We start from the raw sequence: 26,965 nt of genomic DNA, 5'->3' as shown, positions 1-26,965 counted from the left end.
ATAATGTTTTTAAAATTCAGGAACGATTAATTCACGTTTGTAACCTGCATAATGGCGATAAATAATTTCTGGTGAGTTACCTACTAACTGACCTATATCCTTAGCATCTAAACCATTTTCTATAGCTAATGTAATGAAGGTATGCCTTGTTTGGTAAGGTTTTCTATACTCAATATTTAAGCTCTGTAAAATTCTTTTCCAAGCTCGATTGCGAAAGTTGTGAAAATCAATGTATTTTTTCTCTGGACTAGGAAATATTAGCTCGTCTGGGTAGAGAATTTCAGGTTGAATCGATTGTAGCAAGGCTTGAAGTCGTGAATTACAGGGAAACTTGCGGCGTTCTTGGGTTTTTAGCCCTTCTTTGAGAGCCAGCCCATTTTCACTGATAGTCACAGCCTGCTCAAAGCTGATGAAATGAAAGTCACTAGAAATATGTTTCCACTGCAATGCAATTGCCTCGGATGGTCTACACCCAGTTAAAAACAAGAATTTTACCAATGGAGCATAGTAGCTGTAGTAACGGTTAGCTTCAAATGCACTAACGATCCTGTCTCGCTCTTCAATCGTAAACGGATTGATATCGTGTTCTGAAGCTTTAGATTTGGGTGTTTTAATCTCTGCTGCCATACCTTGAAAAGGATTGTTTGAAATGAGTGCTGATTTTATTGCCCAGTTACAACAGGCAGAAAATTGTGTCAAGCATCGCTTTGCTGCATTCGGTGTGAGATTTTTCACTAAGTAATCTCTAATTTCAATTGCATCATCGTAATCTCTAATTTCAATTGCATCATCTAAAAATTTGGTCGGTAACTTTTGAATGTGCGATTCAACCTTTTTATAGTCCTTAGCTACTGTAGACTGAGAAACCTGTGTCCGTTTGAACTCTATGTACTTGCTCCACAAGTCAGCGAGCGATGACTTTGGGGTAGTAGCTGAGGCTATTGGTGTAATTGGTGTAATTGGTGTAATTGTGGTGAGTGACTGCGGCTTGTACTTAGCGAGAGTTGGGTCAAATCGTTCGTAGGCGAGATCGGATTCGATCGGATTTGCTTTAGCCCTAGCTAAGTTTCGATTCACCTTAGAATCTGGCAAGCCGAGTGAAAGGTAATGGCTGCTTGCCCTCGTGAGAGAAAACTAGCTGCAAACGACCGTTGGAAAGTTTGATTTGTACAGACCCTTTACTAGCTTTACTTTTAATGGACTGTGAGGACATAGAACGAGCAGATGGGGTAACGTCCTCTATTCTACATTTTTACCCCAACTTTACCCCAATTTTTGACCTCAACTGACCCAAACTGCTCCCATAAAATGAGAATAGTTATCGTTTTACATCTGTATTTAAGGTCTGAAAACCTAATACAGGCTGTAGAATTTGCGGTTTAATAGGAATGCCAGGAACCAGAATTGAACTGGTGACACGAGGATTTTCAGTCCTCTGCTCTACCAACTGAGCTATCCCGGCGAAGTTTCTGCGTCAATTTTTGGCGCTTTATTAAGGTAGCAAACTTATCAGATCTTGGCAAGAGTTGAGTGCGAAATTTCTTATGCCGTTTTCCAGACTAGCTTCACCCAACTGAAAATGAATGTAAATAGTAAGAATTGGACGAGAACGATACTAGGACCAGAAGCAAAGTTGAGTAGACCCGATAATATAATGCCGACAATGCTACTAACGACCCCAAGCATCACGGAAATGACTAAAAAGCGCGTGAATTGATGGCTCATAAGCTTGGCAGTAGCAGCAGGAATAACCAAAAAGGCATTCACTAAGAGTACGCCTACGGCTTTAATTGCTACAGCTACAGCTAGCGATAGCAGGACGACAAAAGCGTAGCGATAGAGACGCACGGGAATACCTTGCACCTGTGCCATAGTGGGGTTGAGAGTCAAGAGAATCTGCTGCCGCAATGTAGGGAGTAAGAAAATCAGGCTACCGATTAATACCAAGCCAGTCAAAATCAAATCGCTGGTGTCGATCGCCAGAATATCTCCAAATAGGACTCCCATTAGATTGCCACGATATCCTTGGATCAGGCTGCTGAGGATGACACCTATTGCTAATGCACCTGATAGTACTACACTCAATACACTATCACTCGACAAATTTGTTTGGTCGATCAGATAGAGGACGATTAAGCCGAATGCTAGGGTAAAAGGGAGTAGCATCCAGGTAGGATTTAACTGGAGTAAAACCCCCAAGGCTACGCCTACCAAAGCTGCATGACCTACAGCATGGCTGAAAAAAGATAACTGTCGCAAGGTGACGAAGCCACCCAGGAAACCGCCAAGGATACCCATTAATATCGCACCTGCGATCGCCCTTTGCATGAAGGGAAACTGAAGCAGTTCGAGTAGATTATTAACTCTCGCAATAGCAAGCCAGCTAAACTCTAAAATCATTGAACCAACTTATTCTTAAACAGAGCATATCCTAGACCGCGCTATAGTTGGGCTATACTTAGGGTGTCTGAAGATTTAATCCAGCAAACACAGTCTTTTATTATCACCCAATGTCAGTTTACTCTGCTTCCGATCGGGCTAAACGAAACTCTACCTCAGAGGCGGATCGTCTTCAGTGCCATCCACCGCACCCTGTAGACGTGGATGGAGTTAATCATCTACAAAGCCACGTCCTCAAAACTGAGAAGGCGCAGCGGATGGCTGAATTTTTTAGCCTCTTAGGAGATGCCAATCGGTTACGAATTCTTTCATTGTTGGCACAAAAAGAACTCTGTGTCTGCGATTTAGCCGCTACTCTAGACATGACTGAATCGGCTGTTTCCCATCAGTTGCGAACATTACGTGCTATGCGGTTGGTGAGTTACCGCAAGCAGGGACGCAATGTTTTTTACAACCTCCAAGATAGTCACGTTCTCAATCTCTATCAATCTGTTGCCGAACACTTGGACGAGGAAATCTAGTATTGAAGCTTACGTAATAGCAACGCTAACCGAATTTGTACTGCATCATCAAAACGCCGTGGGTCGAGACCGATTAACGAAGCTATTTTATCAAGACGATAATTCAAAGTATTGCGGTGAATTAAAAGCTGCTTGGCTGTAGCTGAAGGGCTGCAATCACGGGCAAAAAACGCCTCTACGGTTGTTAATAATTCCAATTCGCAATCGAGCGGACTGAGTAAATGCGTGGCTAATTCAATCTTGGTTTGTTCGTCAGCTACGCCAATAAATGCAGCAATTCCTAGACGATCTAAACAATAAACGCGATCGCAACCGTTAAAGCGATGACCGAGTGAAAGTGCCATCCTCGCATCTTGGTACGATCGCGCTAAACCAAGAATACCTGGATGATAGCGACCAATACCAATACTAATTGCTGCCCCTGTATCGCTGCGCAAATGCATTAGTAGAGCGTCTCCCGCCCGTTTAAGTGCTGCTAGATTTGTCCATAAAGCATTTAATGAGTCTGTATTATTTCCTCGTTCTGCCCAACTCCCAAGATTTTTGGTATTGCTAGCTTTTAAAACTACCAATTCGCCGTTACCTAAATCGGCACAGATCGTATCATCTGGTAAGTGAAAAAAGTTGACTATGCTGCCGATCGCATATTGCGTGCGGCGGCGTTGTCGCACCGTAGCTTTTTCTAAATTCTTGCCGTCTGATTCACCTACTGAAGGTTTTAATACGTATTGAGCAGCATCGATCAAAATTACCGCTCGCGGAGGTGATAAATCTAGCCCTAATAGCTTTGCCTGCCTTAAAATTTCTGTTTCATCGATAATTTGACCGTGTAACAGATGATTGACGAACTGATTCTTCAACGCTTGTTGATTAGGTCGATGGTTCAGTACAGTGGCTTGATTGATTATCAATTCAACTAAAACTTTTGCTAGACGCGGTGAAATTGTTTCACCATTAAATTGATTTCCAATTGCAACTTCGCCTACTTCTGTTTTGAGGTGTAACGGGATTCGCAAATAGGTGGTTTCTTGTTGTTCATTAGAATGAAAGACTTTCCCAATCTCCTCGCATTTACTACTAGCAACGATAATGTTATTGCAATTTACTACAAATACTTGAGTTGACAGAAGTTCCGTTATTTTACTCGTTACTAGTCGAGCAACTTGTGTAAACTGCGTAGTATGGGCAAAAGATATATGCGTTGAATTACGTTGCATTGAGTTTCGACTTTATTTTTATACATGTAAATTGTCAGAATCAATGAATTAAAATTATGCGTCTTATCGCTCAAGAATAGCCATTGCTACTCCGGCTTACTTCTGCCTAAAGATATAATTCTTTGTATTTTTATTTGGTAGTTCTATTTACTAAAACTTTTTAAATTTTAACGATAACAGAGTACACAATTGATACATTATTAGTATTTCAATAATCAACTGAATCAAAAATATTGAATCACTGACAAATGACAAATGCAAGTAGTCATTTATACGGATTCTGGCGGAATTGGTGGTGCGGAAATTAGTTTAAGCCACTTAGTTGCTAGCGTCTCAGATCGAATTGAGGTGACAGTCATAGGTACGTCTGAGCTTGTCGTGGAAGCGATCGCCCGACAACGCCCTCAAACCGCGAAAATAGTCTTACCTAAGACACCAATTCATTCGCTGTTGGCTCATCTCACAGCTTTATTGCAACTACGTCCTGACGTAGTGCATGTTAATCTCTGTACGCCTTGGGTGGGAGCAATGGGTTTAGCTGCTGCTTTAATCTTACCTGGGGCGCGAGTCGTGCGAGTCGATCAACTACCACTACGGACAACGGACTTACTGACTTGGTGGCGGACGCGAGGACTTTCGTTACGAGTTGACGCTCATGTTGCTGTTGGTGAAGCGAGTGCGCGGTTAATGGAAGATTTTTACGCCCTCGGTCGTAATTCGGTGGTTTCCGTTCCTAATTGCGTTCCCGATTTGGCTGAGGAACCTCAACTCTCAACTGTTCGCCCTGAAGGAAAAGTAACAATCGGTAGCATCGGGCGGCTGGATGCAATGAAAGGACATGACATATTGTTACGAGCGATCGCATCTGTTGATGGGGTGCAACTGATAATTTTGGGTGAAGGGGACGAACGGGCAAATTTAGAGCAATTGGCGATAGAACTAGGAATAAGCGATCGCGTTAATTTACTCGGTTGGGTAGAAAATCCGCGTGCATACCTACCACAATTCGATATTGTCGCTCAACCATCGCGATCGGAAGGTTTTCCCCTAGCAATTGTAGAGGCGATGCTGGCTGCACGTCCTGTGGTTGCCACTCGCGTCGGTAGCGTGGCTGAAGCAGTTATCGATGGTGAAACAGGATTTTTAGTCAATAAAAATGATGTTGTAGGGCTAACATTGGCACTACGACAGTTAAGAGATGATCCGCAATTGCGCTGGCGTTTTGGTCAAAGAGGGCGAGAAATTGCCAAAGCTAATTTTACAGTTAAGCAGATGAGCGATCGCTACGAACTACTATGGCGCGAATTATTAGCCCGACCTCAAGCACCTAGATTATTTGTTCCTCGTCCTAAAGATTAATTGAGTTCGATCGTATTGTCATTTGTCATTTATCATTTGTGAGAGGTATAGGGCTGGCATGGCTCGCCTTAGAAAAGCACGGTCTAGGATTGCTGTTTTCAAAGATTGCTACACTTATCTAAGTATGAAAAAATACTTCATATTTTGCAGAAGATGAACACTTTATTCCAGGTTGAATCTACCTATAGGAAGAAGAAAAAAGATTGTTTGTCTTAATTGTGCAATTGCACAATTTTTGAGTGAATAAAACAGTAATTATTTGGACAACTGCCCAATGAAAAAATCTAGACTACTTGCCTAAGATAGTTGGACAAAAGTAGGCGAGTCAGTCTATGAGTTACAGCCATCGACTCCCAAAAGTATCGCAAGTGGCGATCGCCCGTTGCTTACCAGGACTAGGCGATCTACTATGCATTGTTCCGGCGTTGAGGGCTTTACGTGCTGCCTTACCTGAAGCACGTATTACACTGATTGGTTTACCTAACTCTCAAAGCTTTGTGAAGCGATTCAACCACTATATAAATGCTTGGTTGGAGTTTCCAGGTTATCCAGGGATTCCTGAAGGATGGCGATCGCCCCAACATACTCATGCATTTTTGACTCAGATGCAAGCGCAAGCCTTCGATCTAGTGATTCAAATGCACGGTAGCGGTATTGTGAGTAATTCGTTCGCAGTATTACTAGGAGCGAAATTGAATGCAGGCTTTTTCTTGCCGGGATATTACTGCCCCGATCCAGAATGGTTTTTACCCTATCCAGATCGAGAAGCAGAAGTAAGACGGCATCTACGTTTGATGGCATTTTTAGGCATTACCTTACAGGGCGAACAACTAGAATTTCCGCTTTGGGAATCTGATTGGTGGGAATTACAACAAATATCTGCGGTGCATGACTTACAGCCTCAGCACTATATTTGCATTCATCCAGGTGCAAGTATAAGCGATCGCCGTTGGTCGCCACATCAATTTGCCCTTGTCGCCGATGCATTAGCTCAACAAGGGTTTGCGATCGTTCTCACCGGAACCGTAGCAGAAACAGATTTAACTGAAGTGGTTGTCGAGGCTATGAATACCCCTGCAATTAACCTAGCAGGACGCACCAGTTTAGGCGCATTAGGGGCATTACTCAAACAGGCTGCACTATTGGTATGCAACGATACCGGAGTTTCGCATTTAGCATCTGCTTTACAAGTTAAGAGCGTAGTCATATTTTCTAATTCCGATCCCGATCGCTGGGGACCTCTAGATCGCGATCGCCATCGAATTGTTTTTGCTAGCAATGAAGGTGCGATCGCCTCTGTCTTAACTCAAGCAAAAGACCTCTTACAACAAGAGGTAAGCAAGTCAAAAGTTAAAAGTTAAAAGTTAAAAATATGTAACGGCTTAGTGTATGCAAATTAACTGGCAACAGGTGCAGCGTTTACTCGTTATTTTTGTCGCAGATCTAGAAACAGAGTTAACTTTTTTACAAGGTGAATTACAGAAAATCCGAGAAACATCAACGGATGCAGAGATTACTTTATTACTCCCTAGAAGTCAGGAGACAGAAAAGGACAAAGGGACAAGGAAGACAAGGGAGACAAGGGAGCTTTTCTCTCCCAACTTCCCCGACTCCCGCTTGGTCGATCGGATTATTTCCCATACAACGACTTGGCAAGCTCCAGCTAGAGAAAAAAAATTAATCGAAAAATTCCGCCAGTACAAATTTGATGCCGCAATTATCTTAACCAACAACAATGAATCTCCTTATCCCTTTGCCTATTTAGCCTATTTAGCCGGAATCCCGATTCGGGTGGGGCGATCGCGAGAATTTGGCGGCGTTCTTTCAGTTAACAGTTATCAGTTAACAGTTAGCAGTTAACAGTTCACGGTAACCAACTACCAATCTCCAAATAATTAATTTTGACTTTTAACTTTTGACTTTTGACTTTTTTTATGCGAATTCTCACTTGGCACGTTCACGGTAGCTACTTGTACTACCTAACTCAAGCAAATCATGAGTTTTATTTACCCGTGAAACCAGACAAACCAGAAGGCTACGGCGGACGTTTACCTGGTTTTCCGTGGGGGGACAACGTGCGAGATATTCCAGCTGAAGAAGTACGAAATCTTGAATTTGACTGCATTTTATTTCAGTCGCGCAAAAACTACTTACAAGACCAATACGAGATTCTATCCGAATTGCAGCAACGACTACCTCGAATTTATTTAGAACACGACCCCCCTCAAGAACATCCGACAAATACTAAACATATAGTTGACGATCGCAACGTGCTATTAATTCACGTCACTCATTTCAATCAGTTGATGTGGGATAACGGGCGATCGCCGACTCGCGTTATCGATCATGGCGTAGTTATTCCTACCAATGTGCAATATACAGGAGAAATCGCCAAGGGATTAGTAGTTGCCAACGGTTTAGGCAAACGAGGACGGCGTTTAGGTGCAGATATTTTCGAGCGCGTGCGTCAGTCCGTACCGTTAGATTTAGTTGGCATGGATGCAGAATCTCTAGGTGGACTAGGAGAAGTTCCCCACGCCCAACTAGCTCAATTTACTGCAAAATATCGTTTTTTCTTTCACCCAGTTCGCTATACCAGTTTGGGACTAGCAGTATGCGAAGCGATGATGGTAGGGCTACCAATTGTTGGTTTAGCAACCACAGAATTAGCCACAGTGGTAGAAAACGGAATTTCTGGTTACATCGACACCGATCTCGATCGCTTAATTGAGCAAATGCGATCGCTGATTGCTAATCCCGATTTAGCTCAGTGCCTCAGTGCAGGGGCGAGACAACAAGCTCAAAAACGCTTCAACATCAACCGATTCAGCCGCGACTGGGACGAAGCTTTTTTCTCGGTCGTTGGGCGATCGTTGTCAGCCGCCGCCTGAAAAGACAAGGGAAATTTCGCAATTCGCGCCATGAGCGCAATTATTTTGTTCACCACACCCTACACCCTTCTCCACGCACCCCGCACCCCTCACTCCTCACCCCTTCCCATGAAACACATTGCCCTAATTAGCGAACATGCCACCCCGTTAGGAGTTTTTGGGGGGGTTGATAGTGGTGGTCAGAATGTTTATGTGGGTCAGGTAGCAAAACACTTGGCAGCAATTGGTTATAGCGTTGATGTATTCACGCGGCGCGATCGCCCTCAATTACCAGAGGTGGTGGAGTGGCATTGCGGAGTCAGAATTATTCACGTTAGCGCAGGTAAACCGGAGGTATTGCCTAAAGAGGCATTACTACCGCACATGGAGGAATTCACTGCCAATGCGATCGCTTTTATGGATCGTCAGTGGCGCTACGACCTGATCCACGCCAATTTCTGGATGTCAGCCTTAGTTGCCGCAGAAATTAAGCGCCAACGAGGAATTCCCTTTGTGGTTACGTTTCATGCGTTGGGACGGGTACGGCGTTTGCATCAAGGCAATGCCGATCGATTTCCTGACGAACGCTTTGCAATTGAAGATCGGATCGTGCGGGAAGCCGACAAAATTATTGCTGAGTGTCCCCAAGATCGAGAAGATTTACTTTCCCTTTATCAAGCCGATCCGGAAAAGATTAAGGTGATTCCCTGCGGTTTCGATCGCTCGGAGTTCTGGCAGATCGATAGCTTCCAAGCACGATTGAGTTTAGGTATACCTCAACAGGAAAGGATCGTACTGCAACTCGGTCGCCTAGTTCCTCGTAAAGGTGTGGATAATGCGATCCGAGGGTTTGCGCGTTTGGTCGAGCAGCATGAAATTGCGGCACGTTTGCTAATTGTGGGGGGCGAGTCCGTTCATCCCGATCCGCAAATTACGCCTGAGATCGGTCGCTTAAACGCGATCGCATCTACCTTGGGAATCGGCGATCGCGTCACGTTTATCGGTCATCGAGGGCGCGAGGTACTGAAATATTTTTACAGTGCGGCGGATGTCTTTGTGACAACTCCTTGGTACGAACCGTTTGGCATTACCCCTTTAGAAGCAATGGCTTGCGGAACGCCCGTCATCGGCTCGAATGTGGGAGGGATTAAATTTACAGTTAAAGATGGAGAGACGGGATATTTAGTTGCACCCAACGAACCGGAAATATTAGGCGATCGCCTTGCCTTTCTGTTCCAAAACCACTCTTTGTTACACCTTTTAGGCAGACAGGCACTCCGCCACGTCGAACGGTGCTTTACCTGGCAAAAAGTTACTAGTGAGATTGCCGCACTCTACGAAACAGTTTTAGCAGGTAGCAAATTGGTTGGTAATTCTATGCATGAATTGGCAGCGATCGCAAGTAGTTTTGATGCAGCAATTCAAGCTTTTCAAGCATCTAAAGCTACCCTGAGTGAAGGAATTCTTGCAGCAGCCAAGCAATTAAGCCACTGCTTTGCCCAAGGGGGAAAAGTCTTAATCTGCGGTAACGGTGGCAGTGCGGCTGAAGCACAGCATCTGGCTGCCGAATTCGTCGGTCGTTTTCGCTGTCCCTATCGGGCAGGACTACCCGCGATCGCGCTGACGGCTGATAGTGCAATTATGACTGCATGGTCTAACGATGTGGGATATGACGACATTTTCGCCCGACAGGTGAAAACCTTTGCTCAACCTGGAGATATATTGCTCGGTATTAGTACCAGTGGGCGATCGCGTAATGTCATCAATGCTTTCCATGCGGCACGCCAGCAAAATCTTAGTTGCATTGCCCTCCTTGGTGGTAACGGTGGTGAACTGGCAGGACTTGCAGATATTGCAATTCGCGTTCCTGCCAACGATCCGCAACGAATTCAAGAGGTTCAGTTGTTAGTCGTGCATTTATTGTGCGAATTGGTAGAGGAAAAACTATTAACCGTTCCACAACTATCAGGGAGCAGGGAGCAGGGAGCAGTTATCGGGGAGCAGTTATCAGTTATCAGTGACCAATTACCCATTACCCATTACCCAATAACAAATCAAAAGGATAGAATTATGCAAAATTTAACTGCAAAAGTAGCACTAGTTACAGGTGGCGCGCGTGGATTAGGTGAAGCAATTTGTCATACCTTAGCTGACGCGGGAATTGCCACCATTATTGCTGATGTTCGTCTTGAATTAGCAGAAAAAGTTGCTCAAAGCTTACGCGACAACGGCAAAGAAGCAATGGCAGTTGCACTTGATGTTACTAACGCAGCACAAATTGAAACTGTCATTGAAAAAATTGTGGATCGATATGGAAGAATAGACGTTTTAGTTAATAACGCAGGCATAGATTTAACCGTCCCAATTGAAGAAATGCCCGTTCAAGAATGGGAGCGTATTCTTAATGTGAATTTAACGGGACCCTTTATTATGTCTAAAGCCGTTTTTACTCCAATGAGAGAACAGGGAGGTGGTTTCATTATTAATATCACTTCGACGGCGGCTAAACGAGCATGGGCAAATGCTTCAGCTTACCATGCTAGTAAATGGGGATTATTAGGCTTTTCTCATGCTTTACATGTTGAAGGTAGACTGCACAATATTAAAGTGACTGCTGTAGTGGCTGGCGGGATGCAAACACCTTTCTTAACCGAACGTTTTCCCGATCTCGATTTAAGCACATTGCAAGATCCAAAAAACGTTGCTCAAACAGTTTTATATCTATTAATGCAACCAACCGATACGGTAATTCCAGAAATCATGGTTTTACCAATGAAAGAAAGTTCTTGGCCCTAATTCAAGTTGAGATTTGGGCTTTTGGATTAAGTCTACTTCTGCCTTCTACTCCCTACTCCCTGCTCCCTGCTCCCTGCTCCCTACTAAATATGAAAGCAGTTTTTCTGGATAAAGATGGTACTTTAATTGAAGATGTTCCTTACAACATCGATCCAGATAAAATCCGACTTTGTGCAGGTGCATTAGAAGCAGTGCAAATGTTAGCCGCTGCTAACTACCAAATCTTTATTATTACAAACCAATCTGGTATAGCACGGGGCTACTTTCCAGAAAGCGCTCTCATAAATGTAGAGAAACATTTGCGGCAATTATTGGCTACTGCTGGTGTTTCTCTAGCCAGTTTTTATTATTGTCCTCACCACCCTCAAGGAGTTATCACAGAATTTGCGATTGATTGCGACTGTCGTAAACCTAATCCTGGCTTGCTGAAAAAAGCAGCAAAGGAACACTCAATTAAATTAGATCGCTCATGGATGATTGGTGACATTTTAAATGATATTGAAGCAGGAAATACAGTAGGTTGCCGCACAATTTTAATTGACAACGGTAACGAAACCGAATGGCAACTATCGCGATCGCGATTACCCAACTTTATCGTAAATAACTTACGGGAAGCTGCTGCGGTAATTATGACAAGCGATCGCTCACCTCCACAGAAAAAACACACCTATTCTTAACATTCTTCATATCTAGAACGCGAGAAACCCTTTGCGCCTTCGCGCCTTTGCGTGACACAAAAACAAAACTATGGAATATAAATTATGATTGCCCAACAATATCTCGATAAATGGACAAACTTGCACGTTCTTATTATTGGCGAGGCAATGTTAGACTGTTACTTAGAAGGAACCTCTAACCGCCTTTGCCGAGAAGCACCCGTTCCCATTGTTGATATCAGTAGCTTGAAAGACGTACCTGGAGGCGCAGCAAATACAGCAGCAAATCTCGCTCGTTTAGGAGCAAGGGTATCATTTCTATCAGTTATAGGCAATGATGAAGAAGGCGATCGCTTAAAACGAACTCTTCAAGAACGAGGAATTTCTACTCATAACTTAATCGCTTCCACCCAAAGGCAAACTTTACTTAAACAACGCATCTCCTCTGACTCTCAATTACTTTTAAGGTGCGATCGCGGTAGTACAGAAATCATCGATCCTCAAATTGAAAACCAACTCATCGAAAACTTAAATCGTCTTTATTCAACTTGTGACGCAATTGTAATTTCAGATTACAGTGGTGGAATTCTCACCCCAAGAATTATTGAAACAATAGCTAAACTTCAGACACAATATCCTCGAACTGTAGTTGTTGATTCTAAACAATTGAAAAACTATCAGTCCGTTAATATCACTGCAATTAAACCTAACTATCAACAAGCTATTCAACTATTGGGAATCTCAGCCATAAAAGGAAAAGAACGAATTCAACAGATCGCAGGCTGGGGAGAAAAACTACTCGATTTAATTAACACTCAACTCGCCGCAGTCACCCTAGATGCCGAGGGAGCCATCATTTTTGAGCGTAACAATCCGCCCTACATTATCCCTTCCCATCCCACGTCCAACAGCCAAGCAACAGGTGCAGGAGATACATTCGTAAGTGGCTTAACCCTTGCCTTAGCCGCAGGTGCAGAAGGAAAACTTGCCGCATCAATAGCAGCTGCAACAGCAGCAATTGTGGTAACTCAACCAGGTACGACAACTTGTAGCTTATCAGCATTACACCAGTCTCTTTCCAATAATAAGAAACTAGTTGTCAGCCGCGATTCGCTAGTAATTACGATCCAAGAACACCGGAACTGGAAACACAAAATTGTTTTTACCAATGGATGTTTCGATCTTCTACATCTCGGACACGTTACCTATTTAAAACAAGCAAAAGAATTAGGCAACATTCTCATCGTTGGTGTTAACTCAGATGAGAGTATTCGACAGTTAAAAGGAGCAAATCGTCCTGTGAATTGTTTGAGCGATCGCTTGGCAATCCTCTCTGCTTTAGAAAGCGTCGATTATGTCATTCCTTTTGCCGAATCAACCCCTAGCGAACTGATTAAAATTATCCGTCCTGATATTTACGTCAAAGGAGGAGACTACACCCCAGAAATGCTACCCGAAGTTCCTCTAATAGAAGAACTAGGCGGCGAAGTCAAAATCTTACCTTACGTCAGTAACATTTCTACAACCGCAATAGTCAACCGCATCTATCAAACCTTCTCCAAACTCCCCTCAATCTAATTACCTTGCCATCTTTGCGCCTTTGCGTCTTTGCGCGACACAAAAATATAAATATTTATGTCACCAACCTGGAATACCGCCAAAAGAATTCTCTGTGTCAGACTAGACACGATTGGCGATGTGATTATGACAACTCCCGCCATCCGTGCTTTAAAAACTTCCGATTGCGATCGCCATATTACCTTAATGACTTCTTCAGCAGGTGCTGTAGTTGCACCACTTTTGTCAGATATTGATGACTTAATTGTTTACGATTCTCCCTGGTTAAAAGCAACTGCAACACGTCAAAATAGCGAGCCTGAATATGTCATTATCTCCGAACTTAGAGCAAGAAATTTTGATGCAGCAGTCATTTTTACGGTTTACAGTCAAAGTCCTCTACCTACTGCCTTTCTATGCTATATGGCAGGTATTCCACTGCGATTAGCGCATTGTCATGAAAACCCTTATCAATTACTAACCAATTGGATTAAAGATCCCGAACCGGAAAGTTTTACCCGTCACGAAGTCCAACGCCAAATCGATTTAGTAGCTAGGGTTGGTAGTAAAGTTGAAGATAAACGCTTGAGAGTACAGATACCAGAAATTGCGAAAAAGAACATTCAAAACTTACTTGAGGAAATCGGAATTAAATTTAAGCAACCTTGGATTATTATACATCCAGGTGCAACAGCAATTTCTCGTCGCTATCCTCCAGAAAGTTTTGCGATCGCGGCACGTAAATTAGTGCAAGACTATAATATTCAAGTTATTTTTACAGGTATCGAATCAGAAATAGAACTCGTTGAATCAATTCGCTTGCAGATGCGATCGCCTTCTTTTTCCCTTGTGAATAAACTGAACTTATCCGAACTTGCTGCATTATTAGAAGCAGCACCTTTATTAATATCTAATAATACTGCACCCGTACATATTGCTGCCGCAGTTGGTACACCAGTTGTCGATCTTTATGCTTTAACTAACCCGCAACACACCCCTTGGGAAGTTCTCAATCGTGTCATTTTTCACGACGTTCCTTGCCGAATTTGTTATAAAAGCATTTGTCCTGAAGGACATTACCACTGCTTGCGCCTAGTCGAACCTGAAAGAGTCGTAAATGCTGCGTTAGAACTATTACAGGTTCGCCAGCCAGCTATGCCTGTTCGCGCAACCAAGTTGTGAGAGCGGTAACATCTGTAAAATCTAGGAGGGCTTCTGCTAATGCTTCCAACTAGAAATAGTTAATGTCTGAATTTGTGCCTCAATTTCAGGAGTAATGCTATATTTCTCTCCTGAACAACTGTTGGATTAAATTTGTGTCAAACCTCAAAGGCTAAATATTTACAGGCGTTATCGTAACTCAATTTTCTATGTGGAGCCAAATTGTGACGAAAAATGATTATAGAACAATTGATGTCTTAATTCCAACCTGCGATCGCCCAGCAGCTTTAGCGGTAACTTTAGCTAGTCTTTGCGCCCAAACTTGTCGAGATTTTCGGGTAATTATTTCCGATCAAACTGAAAATCAAAATATATCTGAAACGCAAGAAGTACAAGCAGTGATGCGAGTACTTGAAGTCCACGGACATTTAGTCAAAACTTACAAGAATTTACCTCGTCGTGGCATTGCAGAACAACGCCAATTTTTATTAAACAAAGCAAGTGCTACCTATGTCATCTTTTTAGATGATGATGTGTTTTTAGAATCTTATGTCGTACAAAATTTACTCACAGCTATCCAAGAGGAAAAATGCGGTTTTGTAGGAAATGCATTTATTGGTCTTAGTTTTATTAACGATATACGTCCCCACGAACAAAATATTGAGTTTTGGGACACACCAGTAACGCCAGAAGTCGTGAAATCTGAAACGCCAGCTTGGGAACGTTGGCGCTTGCACAATGCAGCAAATTTGTATCATATTCAACAGCGCTTTGACATTACCAGCGATCGCCCGCGTAAATATCGTATAGCCTGGGCAAGCGGTTGCGCTATCTACGATCGCCAAAAATTATTAGATGTCGGCGGATACAACTTTTGGCAAGAACTTCCTCTCCATGCTTGCGGCGAGGACGTGTTAGTACAATTGCGGCTGATGGCAAAATATGGCGGTTGCGGTTTACTCCCTTCCGGAGCATATCACCAAGAATTACCAACCACAATTAGCGATCGCAGCGTTGACGCGCCACACTTATTACCTATTTGTTAGTCAAAGTGAAGCGAATTTTATTTATTGAATTATTGGGAGGAATTGGGGATTTAATTATCGCGCTACCTGCGCTTAAAGCTTTGGCATTGTCCCATCCTCAAGCACGGATCGCGGTGCTGACTTTTCCTCCAGGTGGCGAAATGCTACAAAGCGATCGCCACATACATGAAGTCATTTTTGCTCAGCGAGGAGCAGCGCGTCAATCGGTCGAGCAGATTCTCATTCAACAGAATTTCGATCTGATTGTTTCTGATGTCAATTATGATGGCATCGCCGAGCTAATTCACAATAGCGGTGCTAAACGCACGGTGACGAATTTATGGCGCAACCCGCCCGATAATCAACTCATAAGCGATCGCTTTTGTCAAATTTTGTTTGAAGAGGGTTTAATTGCAATTGCTGGACTACGCCACGGCAGATCCCCCCTAGCTCCCCTTAACAAGGGGGGTTGGGGAGATCTGATTCACCTGCTAGACAGTGAAATAGCTACAGCTCGACAAACATTTGGAGCCGCATACCGTCCCTTGGTCTTTCTAATTCCCGATTCGGCAATGCCAATCAAGCGGTGGTCAACACAGAATTTCATTACTGTCGGCAAAGCCTTACAACAGAAGTATAACGCCACCATTGTTGTTGCTGGAGGTGATGATGAAGATATGGCGCGGCAGATTGGGGCAGAAATTGGCAAGACAGCACGAATTTGGCAACGGGGAACCCTGCGGGAACTCGCAGCTGGTTTATCTCAGGCAGATTTAGCGATCGCAGTTGATACTGGACTCGCTCACATCGCTGCTGCCCTTAACGTGCCTACCATTACCCTTTTCGGTCCTGCTTGGCACGGACGTTACGGACAACCCGCACCTCATATCAATTTGCAGGGTTATTCCGAATGTTCCGAACGAGTCATTCGCAATTTTACCGAACAAAGCTGTTGGTACAGTGGTGTTTGTCCTTTCGATTGGCACTCCTGTACGGAGGATATATCTGTTGCATCGGTTTTGGCAGCAGCAGCGAAATTCTTGGATTGGCAGGAGCGTCTCGACGATCCCCCCCTGTCCCCCTTCAAAAGGGGGGAGTTAGAAGTGGCGCGAGAAACTGCTACCCCCCTGCCTTCACTAGAAGCGCAAGCAACTAATGCCCCCCCACCTCCAGCAGAGACACGAGAAACTACTGCCCTCCTTAAAAAGGGGGGTTGGGGGGATCTCCACAACATCCTAGTTATGCGCCTAGATAATATTGGTGATGTCATCATGACTAGTCCTGTCCTGCGGACGATTAGAGAAAATCTCCCCGCAGCCAAATTAACCTTAATGGCAAGCCCAGCCGGGGCATTAACGCAACCTCTGCTGCCGTGGGTGGATGAAGTCTTACCCTGGCGAGTCCTGTGGCAAGATTTAGGACGATTGGACTTCGATCCGGCGCGAGAATGGCAACTGATTGAGACTTTAAGCCAACGTCAATTTGATGCGGCGATTATTCTGACTAGTTTTAGCCAAAGCCCTTACCCAGCCGCTTTAGCGTGCTATTTAGCCGGAATTAGACTGCGCTTAGGCGAGTCAAAGGAGTCGGGACAAGGAATATTAACGGATTGGGTTGACCCTATGCCAGATGAAACTCACCAAGTAGAGCGGAATTTGCGCTTAATTGAAGCAGTTGGGTTTAAAGTGCGCGATCGCCGTCTCTGCTTGCACGTTCCTAAAACTATAACCGCAGCAATCCCAAATTCTTACATCTTGCTCAATCCCTGGACGACTTGCCAATCTCGCAACTACGACGATTGCCGCTTTGCGATAGCAGCCCGTCAATTATCTCAAATGACGAGTTTACCTATTCTCGTCACGGGAACCGATAAGGATCGCGATCGCGCCCGTCCCTTACTCGATATTTTAGGTGACGCGATCGATCTGATTGGTGCGACTAGTCTCGCTGAATTTGCTGCCCTGATTGCCAATGCCCGATTGGTTCTAACCAATAACACATCTACCATGCATATTGCTGATGCTACCAACACTCCAAGCGTCATTCTCTTTGCTGGTACTGAACTCGAATCTCAATGGCAACCTCGCCACGCTCCCGTTAAACTCCTCCGCCGTCCCACAGTTTGCAGTCCTTGCTATGCCTTCACCTGTCCCTACAACATGGAATGCTTAGATATTTCCCCAGAGGAGGTGATTGCAGCTGGATTGGAAATGCTCGATCGAACCAATTCAAAATTCAAAATTCAAAATTCAAAATTTTAGCGGGTACAAGAACCTACTAGAACAATTCAAAAGTCAAAAGTTAAAAGTCAAAATCGAGCGTATTGCTGCTTCAATTTTCTAAGAATTTTATTTAGAAGATTATCGAAAAGTCGATCAAGCGATCGACGATCGATTTACTCCAGACTGCCGCATCCCAGTTCAAGAAAGGAAATCTTTTTTATAATTAAGTTTAGTACTCAAGTGTAGGTACAAGTAAGGCGTGTTATCGCGTCACGTAACACACCACAGACTTAGAGTAGTGCGTTACGCCAAAGGCTAATGCACCCTACGTGTATTTCAAAAATCAAATATGAATCCTATAAATAGCTAAAAATTACAAAATTCTATCTTAAGATAGAAACTTATTTCTATCTTATGGGGGTTAGTATGAAATAAATTATATCTGTGTCATATTTGCCTGGACTTATGCGCCTTTCTCTAGAGCCTTTACTGATACAAGCGATCGCCCTCGAACAGCCAAAAATTAGTAGCCAGCAGCGGCAACTAAAACTAAGCTCAGAGATGGCTCAGAAGTAGAGCGGCAGAGAGAAAGAATGAGGCAAGAGTCAATATCATCCAGCAATGCCAATACCAGTTTTTTGCTCGGTGGCGGCGAGATGGGGGCAAGAATGCGAGAAAAAGATTGGTTGAAAACGCCGCTGGGTGCGCCGCAGCAGTGGTCGCAGAGCCTCAAAACCGCCGTGCGGATTATGCTGACCTCTCGCCAACCCATGTTTGTCTGGTGGGGTGAGGAGCTAATAAATCTCTACAACGATGCCTACAAGTCTATTGCTGGTGGCAAACATCCAGAGGCGTTAGGACAACCTGCTGCTGTTGTATGGCGCGAAATTTGGGATTGGGTCAGTCCCCGAGCAGAATCGGCAATGCTCAACAATGAGGGAACCTACGACGAATCGCTGTTGCTCGTCATGGAGCGCAACGGCTATCCAGAGGAAACCTATTACACATTCTCCTATAGCCCAATTCCCGATGACGACGGTGGCACTGGGGGCATTATCTGCGCTAACACGGACGACACGCAGCGCGTCATCGGCGAACGTCAGTTGGCGCTGTTGCAAGAGCTAGCAGCTAAAACGGCAGATGCACGGACATTTGATGCAGCTTGTACGCTGAGCGCTAGCTGTTTGGAAACCAATCTCTACGATCTTCCCTTCGCTGCCATATATTTAGTCGATCCACAGCAGCAATGCCTTTTTCTGGCTGGGACGAGCGGGATCGAGCGGGGACATGCAGTAGCCCCCGAAACAGTCGCACTGGACGAGGATTCGATTTGGCAGTTTACCCATGTGTTAAAAACACAACAGGCATTTCTAGTTTCCGATTTGGAATCGCATTTTAGCGACCTGCCGATGGGTGCTTGGCAGCGATCACCTCATCAAGCCGTAGCTGTACCAATCGCCCCATCCGGTCAGACGGGGAAGGCAGGGATATTAGTTGCTGGTTTGAACCCGTTTCGGCTGTTCGACGATAACTATAAAGGATTTATCGATCTGATAGCAGCGCAAATTGCTGCGAGTATTGCCAACGCCCAAGCTTATGAAGAAGAACGCAAACGGGCGGAAGCTTTAGCAGAAATCGATCGCGCCAAAACTGTTTTTTTCAGCAATGTGTCACATGAATTTCGTACCCCACTGACTCTGATGTTGAGTCCTTTAGAGGAAATCTTGCTCCGCTGCTCCGATCTCCTACCACCAGAAGATCGAGAGCAATTGGAAATGGTGCAGCGCAACGGACTCCGCTTGCTGAAATTGGTGAATACGCTACTCGATTTCTCTCGAATTGAAGCTGGACGAGTGCAAGCCTCCTACGAATCGACCGATCTGGCTAGCTTGACTGCCGATCTAGCCAGCGTCTTTCGTGCCGCGATCGAAAAAGCCGGAATGCGTTTATCAGTCAACTGCCCGCCCCTACCTTCCCCCGTGTACGTGAATCGGGAAATGTGGGAAAAGATTGTCTTGAATCTGATATCTAATGCTTTCAAGTTCACGCTGGCTGGAGAAATTACCGTCAGCTTACAGTGGATGGGCAATCGCGTCCAGTTGAGCATACAAGATACGGGAATCGGAATTCCCGCCGCCGAAATCCCCCACTTGTTTGAACGTTTTCACCGCGTTAAAGGAGCGCAGGGACGCACTTTTGAAGGATCGGGCATTGGATTATCTTTGGTGCGAGAATTGGTACAAATGCACGGTGGCACGGTGCAAGTCACCAGCGTTCTAGGATCGGGCAGTTGCTTCACCGTGTCGATTCCTACCGGAACGGCTCATTTACCTCCAGATCGAATTGGTATGCCGCGAACCCTAGCTTCAACCGCATTAGGTGTAACCCCCTATGTTGAAGAAGCATTGCGCTGGCTACCTTCTGAGGAGGGGCGAGGAGCGGGGAGTGAGGGGCGAGAGGAAGTTTATATTTCGACTCCCGACTCCCGTACGGGCGGTTTTCTAAACCCGCCCCTACCGACTCCCACTTCTTCTACCCGCATTCTCCTCGCTGACGACAATGCAGATATGCGCGATTATGTCAAGCGTTTATTGAGTCAGCAATACGAAGTCGAAGCCGTGTCAGATGGATTAGCTGCCTTGGCTGCGATTCGCGATGCCGAAGGTGGCACGCTAAATCGCGACCATCGCATTCCCGACTTGGTATTAACTGACGTAATGATGCCGGGACTCAATGGTTTTGGACTATTGCAAGCACTACGAGCCGATCCCCAAACCAGGGAAGTGCCAATAATTTTACTCTCGGCACGGGCAGGAGAAGAGGCACGAGTGGAAGGATTAGTGGGACTTTAAAACTTTCTAAGCCCAAATATAGCCGAACTTAGCTCTGTGAGAGGCAAATACATCAACATGCTCATTAAGCCAGCGGACCAAACGAAACTCGACTGCGGTGCGGAATGCCTCCAATGCTTCGGCAAAGGTTTGTAAGGGTTTGGTTGCCCAACGTCTGCGGAATCCGCCGGTCAACTGATGCCAAAGGATGAAGGTGTAAGCGATGAACACTAAAACCCAATGACGCTTCATACTCAGAGCATCCCGAACTTGATACTCACTCAAACCCAACCAGCCCTTGGCTTCTCGATAGAAGACCTCCACCCAGTTGCGAGCAGAATATGTTTGAGCTACCCAAGCCGCACTGACTTGGTTGTCAGAGGCATTGGTGAGAAAGTAATCCACCTCCGTCGCTTGCTCGAAACTAGAGGCATTGAGTTGAATCGCCAGCCAGCGAGTGCCTTCGAGCTTCGGAACGTGAACTGGTAACAGCGCCACCCAAACTGTCCGGGGCTGCTCCAGATTGAGTTGCACAGGTGTGAACTGCTCCACTGCCAAGGTTTGAGCAATAGCTTCTAATCCCTGCTTACGAGCAGACTCATCACCTGATGTTTGAGCAGTAACTTGGCGGTTTTTGGCGATTGCTGCCACGTAAGTTAGGTTTCTCGACTCCAACTGCTTGAGAAAAGGCGTGTTATTACCGTAGCCTGCATCAATTACAGTCACACCCGGTCGATAACCGCGCTTCAAGCATTGGTCAACCAAGTCTAGAGCCAGGTCAGGTTTTTTCTGGAAGTTGGGGTCTGCCTTGCCTTGCTCGAATAAACTTGCGTGTTGATAGAGTGCAACATCTAACGGCAGACGTCGCACTCCATCATACAAGTAGGTAGTCAGCAGCACAATACCATTGTCAGTCTTGCCAATCTCCCCAATGTACTGCCGTCCTACCCCATCAGTAGCCGCACCACTTTTGCGATGTCCCGAATCATCTACAATCAATGTGAAACCTTGACTCGGGGTCGTCTGGCGACACTGGTGCATCACCTCCAACCGCCGATTATTTAGCTTGACTTCATCCCAAGGGGCATTGTTGAGAAAATGTCTGAGGCTGTTGTAGGAGCCATCTACTGTATTTGTGACCAGTTGGCTCAGGTTTTTGCGCTGACTCTCACCCAGCAGTCCCCCTAGATAAACACGAAATTCCTGCCGCTGCTTCTGACGCGAAAATACATCATCAAACCGACGACACCAGTTCTCAAAGCACTGCGGCATCGCTGCTGGTACTTGATCTTTCACCTTACGTTGCTCCTGTCGAGACTGACGTAAAACGCAACTCCTACCCGCATTCTAGCTCAATTTGCTCCATCTTTCTTACAAAGTCCCATTAGAAGCCGGAGCCGATGATTATTTGATCAAACCCTTTTCTGCCCGCGAGCTGTTAGCGCGAGTCGAAGCAACCTTGAAGCTGTCGCAAATGCGGCAAGAAGCAGCTCGACGGGAACAAGTCATACTCGAACGGGTGACAGATGCATTTATTGCCTTCGATCGCGATTTTCGCTATACCTATGTCAACCCAGCAGCGGCACGATTGACGCAAAAGACACCAGACGAGTTGCTGGGTAAAACTTTGTGGGAAGTATTTCCCGATACAATTGGCAGTCGGTTTGAATCTGAATATCGTCGAGCGCTCTTCGAGCAAGTCAAGGTTGAGTTTGAGGAATATTATCAACCATACGACATGTGGGTTGAAGTTCACGCTTACCCCTCATCCAGCAGGCTTTCCCTCTATTATCGGAATATTAGCGATCGCAAACGGGCAGAACAAGCTTTGCACCAAAGCGAGGAGCAAAGCCGCAAGATTTTAGAGAGTATCACGGATGCATTTTTTGCCCTCGATCGGAACTGGCGCTTCACCTACGTCAATCAAACTGCCTACACGCTGGTCGATCGCACTCCAGGAGATCTAATTGGGAAAATCTTTTGGGAGGAATTTCCAGGGGTTAGCGATAGCAAGTTTGAGCAGATGCACCGCCGGGTGATGCGCGATCGCGTCGCTGAGTCTTTGACCGAGTTTTATCCCGATCACCAGCGCTGGTATGAAGTTCGCTCTTACCCCGCTGCGAACGGTATCACCATGTATTTTAGGGATGTCACCGATCAAATTCAAGCCGCAGCCGCCCTGCGCGAGAGTGAGGCCCGACTACGATTCATGTTAGATGCCTCTCAAATTGGCGAGTGGGATCTCGACCTCACGACAGAACCCCACACCGCTCATCGTTCGCTCAGACACGACCAGATCTTTGGCTATGAGTCGCTGCTGCCAGAATGGAGCTACAGAATCTTTCTAGATCGCGTGCATCCCGACGATCGCACCTTTGTGAACGAGACGTTTCAACAAACTCTCTCCAGCAACACCAATTGGAACTTTGAATGTCGAATCGTTCACGCCGACGGGAGTATTCATTGGATTTGGGTACGCAGCAGCGTTTACTGTGACTCCACTGGCAAGCCGACTCGGTTGTTAGGCATAGTTATAGATATTACCGATCGCAAACGGGCAGAGGAAGACCGCGATCGCTTCTTTCAATTGTCCCGCGATATGCTGGCAATTATCAATATGGATGGGTACTTCCTACAAGCGAATCCAGCTTGGACGGAGACATTGGGATACACGGCACAAGAGCTAAGCGCACAGCCTTACATTGAGTTTGTCCATCCAGAAGATCGAGCGATGACGAGCAATGAAGCGCAAAGACTCGCACAGGGCATTCCAACCGTGGGGTTTGAAAATCGCTACCGCTGTCGAGATGGCTCCTACCGTTGGATTTCGTGGAGTGTTGCCCCCTTTATCGAACAAAAAATCCTGTATTGCGTAGCCCGGGATGTAACCGATCGCAAAGCAGCCGAGCAAGAGCGAGAACAACTTCTTGTCCGCGAACAAGCTGCCCGCGAGCAAGCCGAAGCCGCCAACCGAATCAAAGATGAGTTTCTGGCTGTACTATCCCATGAATTGCGATCTCCTCTCAACCCGATACTAGGTTGGGTAAAACTGCTGCGTTCTCGCAAATTTGACGCACAAGCAACGGATCGCGCTCTAGAAACGATCGAGCGCAATGCCAAACTACAAACGCAACTGATTGAAGACTTGTTAGATGTCTCGCGCATATTACAAGGAAAAATGGCGCTCAACATCGCCTCGATCGACTTAACCACTACAATTGAGGCAGCTATAGAAACCGTGCGGTTGGCAGCACGAGCAAAAAACATTCAGATTCAAACTCAATTTGCCCCCAAGGTAGGATTAGTCGCTGGGGATGCAAATCGTCTCCAGCAAATTGTCTGGAATTTACTCTCTAACGCCAGCAAATTCACCCCGTCTGGGGGACGGATTGAGGTTTCGCTGGTGGAAGAAGGGAGCAGGGAGTACTTAGCAGGGGGGAAGCTGGGGGCTGGGGAGAAAAACCACTCACCACTCACCACTCACCACTCTTTCCCGACTCCCGACTCCCAACTCCCGACTCTCCACAATACGCCCAAATCCAAATCAGCGACACCGGAAAAGGAATTAATCCAGACTTCTTACCATACGTATTTGAATACTTCCGCCAGGAGGATGGGACGATAACGCGAAAATTTGGTGGGCTGGGATTAGGACTGGCGATTGTACGCCACATCACCGAGTTACATGGAGGTACAGTTAAAGCACAAAGCCTTGGAGAAGGAAAGGGCGCAACTTTCACCGTCAGTTTACCTCTGCTTCAGGATGATAGTGGAGAAATAAGCGAGCAAGGCGTGACTTCATCCTTTCTTCCTTGTCCTTTACAAGGTATTCGCGTGTTAGTCGTAGATGATGAAGTCGATATGCTGAATTTAGCTCAAATCGTTTTAGAACAGTATGGGGCAGAAGTGCAGGTTGCAGCGTCGGCAGCAGAAGCAATGCTTATCTTCGATCGCTTCGTCCCTAACGTTTTGATTAGCGATATTGGAATGCCAGATGTCGATGGCTACATGTTAATGCAACAAGTCAGGCAGCGATCGCCGCAAGCAGGGGGGCAAGTTTCGGCAATTGCCCTAACTGCCTACGCTGGAGAGTGCGATCGCCAACTTGCCCTGCAAGCAGGATTTGGGCTGCATCTGCCAAAACCTGTAGAACCAGAGCAGTTAGTGCAGGCGATCGCCGCTTTGTGCGATCGATAGTCAACAGACATCAATCCGAGCGTTTATTCAAAAAGTGACTGTAACTTACTTGCCAATTCCTCCCTATTAGATTTTGTCCGCAGATATCGATAGACAAACCACACCGAATATAAAATTCCGATTAGTTGAAACGTTGGTGCTAATAGTGGAATGCTGTTGAGAGCCGCCAAGACTGCAAACAACACTCTCACTGCAATTAAGGCAAGCAAAATCAAAAGGATGTTTGTAATTGGTTGTTTGTATTGTTGCCAGAAGCTACGAATGTTTTGCGGTAGTGCCGTAAAAAAAGCAACTATATTGTTACCGATCTGCCGTCCCTGCATTTCAAGTTGTTTTGCAGTCGATGGTGTTGTTAGAGATGTAGATTCTGATGTTTCTCTAACTTCTGAAGTGTCGGTCATGTATTCTGTCTGTTGCATGTGGATCTCCTTGTCAGAAAATATACAGATTTTCTCTCGATTGCTTTGCTATTGGCGGTTAGCTAAAAGATGATTGATGAAAATAATTACCTGCTTACCTCTTCAGTTGAGCAGGGGTAACTGTGCTCTCTAAACAATTCCTATCATCGGCATATCCTCCAGTTTTGCCTACTTATTGCTTTTGATATTGATGTTCGATGCACGCTCGTACTGCTGCATCTGATGCAATATATCCATTAAGCTAACTGATAACTAAGCTTGCTGTTTCTACCGTAAGTTATGTGTTTTTTCTACCTTCCTCACACTGAGAAATTAGTAGAAGTATTCTGAGCGATCGTCCGTTGGCATCAGATATTCGAGTTGTTTCTGCTACTGGTTCTGTTTGAGTCAAATTAACTTTTAACGTCTCCTGGAATAGAATGCCTAGATTGATGAAAAAGCTAAATGCTCGCTCTCGCTTGCTAGATTACTGTAATCAATCCCGACATATTCAGAAGTTGCGGGCAGATTTATAATTCAGATTGAATCTTTCCCGTTTGTGAAAATGGCTACGAGCAGCTACTGCATTCATTAGTACTACTATTAGACTATCTCTTTCAGTAGATAAAACTCGCTTTCAATTAAGTGTAAAGTGTGTTCAATTCAAGCGTAGAGTGTACGGAAACAGGTATGTTATCTGTCCTCTAACTTATGAATGCATTGTGAGGTAGGGCAATACTCTAGCTACTTTGCATCTGGCATAAAACGATACAATACAAACTCGTTTTTGATTGAGAAGAAGCTTCACTTCTCACTCAAAAGTTTGTCTTTATCTGTTGCGTAAAAAACTTTTTACTCACTGTAAGGAATAGATGAACATGGCACTTATGAAACGGTGCGTAGCGGAGTCGATTGGGACTTTTTGGCTAGTTCTTGGTGGTTGTGGTAGTGCAGTACTTGCAGCAGCATTTACGGCAGGTGCAGCAAAACTAGGTGAAGGGACAGCAGCCCCATTAGGAATCGGACTAGTTGGTGTATCCATCGCTTTTGGTTTGACGGTACTGACGATCGCATATGCATTAGGACACGTTGCTGATTGCCATCTCAACCCAGCTGTAACTTTCGGACTTTGGGCTGGCAAGCGATTTCCTGGTTCTGAACTACTGCCATATATCATTGCCCAAGTCACAGGTGCGATCGCGGGCGCGGGAGTTGTTTATTTAATTGCTAGCGGTAAGGCGGGCTTCACTCTCACAGGCTCAAACCCGTTGGCAACAAACGGTTTCGGTACACATTCACCCAGTGGTTATTCTTTAGCAGCTTGCTTCTTAACAGAAGTCATAATGACTTTCATGTTCTTGATGGTGATTTTAGGGGCAACAGATCGCCGCGCTCCCCAAGGTTTTGCTCCCATTGCTATTGGTTTAGCACTGACCTTAATTCATCTAATTAGTATTCCTGTAACTAATACCTCAGTCAACCCTGCTCGCAGCACGGGTCCAGCACTTTTTGCTGGCTTGGAGCATATTGCTCAACTTTGGTTGTTTTGGCTAGCTCCAATTTTAGGGGCAGTCCTAGCAGGTTTTTTCTACTCTAGTTTCTTTGCCGAGTCAAGGAAAGAGCGAATACCTGCCGAGCCAATTAAAACACTACGCTGAATAACTATTTAAGTGCTATTCATCTCTCTGAAGCTGAATAAAGGGTGCAGGACAGCCGCGCCCTTTATCAACCGTGCCATGCCAGCCTATAGTGCTG

18 protein-coding genes, 1 tRNA gene and 3 pseudogenes are annotated in these 26,965 nt (G+C 45.3%); 15 read left to right on the top strand and 7 right to left on the bottom strand.

Annotation, left to right across the window (positions count from 1 at the left end; all coding sequences use genetic code 11):
- Nucleotides 1-9: 9 nt before the first annotated feature.
- The 3 genes from xerC to N4J56_RS10800 form a co-directional block, all read right to left on the bottom strand.
- Nucleotides 10-1,077 (bottom strand): site-specific integrase, encoded by a 1,068-nt coding sequence (gene xerC, locus N4J56_RS10810; protein WP_317106462.1) that lies wholly within the window; start codon nt 1,075-1,077, stop codon nt 10-12.
- Nucleotides 1,078-1,389: 312 nt separating this feature from the next.
- A tRNA-Phe gene (locus N4J56_RS10805) sits at nt 1,390-1,462 on the bottom strand.
- Nucleotides 1,463-1,542: 80 nt separating this feature from the next.
- Nucleotides 1,543-2,400, bottom strand: coding sequence for a metal ABC transporter permease (locus tag N4J56_RS10800; protein WP_317106461.1), 858 nt, complete (start codon nt 2,398-2,400; stop codon nt 1,543-1,545).
- Between the two features lie 110 nt (nt 2,401-2,510).
- Between N4J56_RS10800 and N4J56_RS10795 the strand changes: the two genes are divergently transcribed.
- Nucleotides 2,511-2,921: a metalloregulator ArsR/SmtB family transcription factor gene (locus N4J56_RS10795; RefSeq protein WP_317106460.1), complete on the top strand. Its 411-nt coding sequence runs from the start codon at nt 2,511-2,513 to the stop codon at nt 2,919-2,921.
- Here N4J56_RS10795 and N4J56_RS10790 read toward each other — a convergent pair.
- A complete protein-coding gene (locus N4J56_RS10790; RefSeq protein WP_317106459.1) occupies nt 2,918-4,138 on the bottom strand; it encodes a PucR family transcriptional regulator in 1,221 nt (406 codons plus the stop codon). The two genes, N4J56_RS10795 and N4J56_RS10790, sit on opposite strands and share 4 nt — an antisense overlap.
- Nucleotides 4,139-4,393: 255 nt before the next feature.
- On the opposite strand from N4J56_RS10790, the gene N4J56_RS10785 reads away from it, so the two are divergent.
- From N4J56_RS10785 to N4J56_RS10750, 9 genes and pseudogenes are all read left to right on the top strand, one after another.
- On the top strand, nt 4,394-5,497 hold the full coding sequence (locus N4J56_RS10785) for a glycosyltransferase (RefSeq protein WP_317106458.1): 1,104 nt from the start codon (nt 4,394-4,396) through the stop codon (nt 5,495-5,497).
- A 332-nt stretch (nt 5,498-5,829) separates the two neighbouring features.
- Nucleotides 5,830-6,858, top strand: a complete 1,029-nt coding sequence (locus N4J56_RS10780) for a glycosyltransferase family 9 protein (RefSeq protein ID WP_317106457.1) — start codon at nt 5,830-5,832, stop codon at nt 6,856-6,858.
- Nucleotides 6,859-6,886: 28 nt separating this feature from the next.
- Nucleotides 6,887-7,357 (top strand): hypothetical protein, encoded by a 471-nt coding sequence (locus N4J56_RS10775; RefSeq protein WP_317106456.1) that lies wholly within the window; start codon nt 6,887-6,889, stop codon nt 7,355-7,357.
- 74 nt (nt 7,358-7,431) lie between these two features.
- Entirely contained in the window at nt 7,432-8,388 is a 957-nt protein-coding gene (locus N4J56_RS10770; protein WP_410500472.1) for a glycosyltransferase, read from the top strand.
- 108 nt (nt 8,389-8,496) lie between these two features.
- Nucleotides 8,497-10,326 (top strand): annotated as a pseudogene (locus N4J56_RS10765) (glycosyltransferase); the annotation flags it as partial.
- 111 nt (nt 10,327-10,437) lie between these two features.
- Nucleotides 10,438-11,163, top strand: coding sequence for an SDR family oxidoreductase (locus N4J56_RS40925; protein WP_410500471.1), 726 nt, complete (start codon nt 10,438-10,440; stop codon nt 11,161-11,163).
- A gap of 89 nt (nt 11,164-11,252) precedes the next feature.
- Nucleotides 11,253-11,840: an HAD family hydrolase gene (locus tag N4J56_RS10760; RefSeq protein ID WP_317106453.1), complete on the top strand. Its 588-nt coding sequence runs from the start codon at nt 11,253-11,255 to the stop codon at nt 11,838-11,840.
- Nucleotides 11,841-11,924: 84 nt separating this feature from the next.
- Nucleotides 11,925-13,397 (top strand): D-glycero-beta-D-manno-heptose 1-phosphate adenylyltransferase, encoded by a 1,473-nt coding sequence (gene rfaE2, locus N4J56_RS10755; RefSeq protein WP_317106452.1) that lies wholly within the window; start codon nt 11,925-11,927, stop codon nt 13,395-13,397.
- 57 nt (nt 13,398-13,454) lie between these two features.
- Nucleotides 13,455-14,558: a glycosyltransferase family 9 protein gene (locus N4J56_RS10750; protein ID WP_317106451.1), complete on the top strand. Its 1,104-nt coding sequence runs from the start codon at nt 13,455-13,457 to the stop codon at nt 14,556-14,558.
- Here the strand turns inward: N4J56_RS10750 and N4J56_RS40920 are convergent.
- Nucleotides 14,530-14,607 (bottom strand): DUF4351 domain-containing protein, encoded by a 78-nt coding sequence (locus N4J56_RS40920; protein ID WP_410500470.1) that lies wholly within the window; start codon nt 14,605-14,607, stop codon nt 14,530-14,532. The genes N4J56_RS10750 and N4J56_RS40920 overlap by 29 nt on opposite strands.
- A gap of 139 nt (nt 14,608-14,746) precedes the next feature.
- On the opposite strand from N4J56_RS40920, the gene N4J56_RS10745 reads away from it, so the two are divergent.
- From N4J56_RS10745 to N4J56_RS10735, 3 genes and pseudogenes are all read left to right on the top strand, one after another.
- Entirely contained in the window at nt 14,747-15,583 is an 837-nt protein-coding gene (locus N4J56_RS10745) for a glycosyltransferase family A protein (protein ID WP_317106450.1), read from the top strand.
- Nucleotides 15,584-15,588: 5 nt separating this feature from the next.
- The gene (locus N4J56_RS10740; RefSeq protein WP_317106449.1) at nt 15,589-17,823 is read left to right on the top strand and encodes a glycosyltransferase family 9 protein; all 2,235 of its coding nucleotides are present in this window, start codon (nt 15,589-15,591) and stop codon (nt 17,821-17,823) included.
- Nucleotides 17,824-18,377: 554 nt separating this feature from the next.
- Nucleotides 18,378-20,624, top strand: a pseudogene (locus N4J56_RS10735) (ATP-binding protein); the annotation flags it as partial.
- An 18-nt stretch (nt 20,625-20,642) separates the two neighbouring features.
- Here N4J56_RS10735 and N4J56_RS10730 read toward each other — a convergent pair.
- Entirely contained in the window at nt 20,643-21,911 is a 1,269-nt protein-coding gene (locus N4J56_RS10730) for an IS701 family transposase (RefSeq protein ID WP_317104593.1), read from the bottom strand.
- 88 nt (nt 21,912-21,999) lie between these two features.
- Between N4J56_RS10730 and N4J56_RS10725 the strand changes: the two are divergent.
- Nucleotides 22,000-24,812: pseudogene (locus N4J56_RS10725) on the top strand (PAS domain S-box protein); the annotation flags it as partial.
- Nucleotides 24,813-24,835: 23 nt separating this feature from the next.
- Here N4J56_RS10725 and N4J56_RS10710 read toward each other — a convergent pair.
- Entirely contained in the window at nt 24,836-25,231 is a 396-nt protein-coding gene (locus N4J56_RS10710) for a CAAD domain-containing protein (RefSeq protein ID WP_317106445.1), read from the bottom strand.
- A gap of 857 nt (nt 25,232-26,088) precedes the next feature.
- Between N4J56_RS10710 and aqpZ the strand changes: the two genes are divergently transcribed.
- On the top strand, nt 26,089-26,868 hold the full coding sequence (gene aqpZ / locus N4J56_RS10705) for an aquaporin Z (protein ID WP_410500316.1): 780 nt from the start codon (nt 26,089-26,091) through the stop codon (nt 26,866-26,868).
- Nucleotides 26,869-26,965: the final 97 nt, after the last annotated feature.

This window comes from Chroococcidiopsis sp. SAG 2025 (assembly GCF_032860985.1).
GTDB lineage: Bacteria > Cyanobacteriota > Cyanobacteriia > Cyanobacteriales > Chroococcidiopsidaceae > Chroococcidiopsis.
The sequence above is the reverse complement of the archived record's forward strand: the minus strand, read 5'-3'. Positions and strand labels throughout refer to the sequence as shown.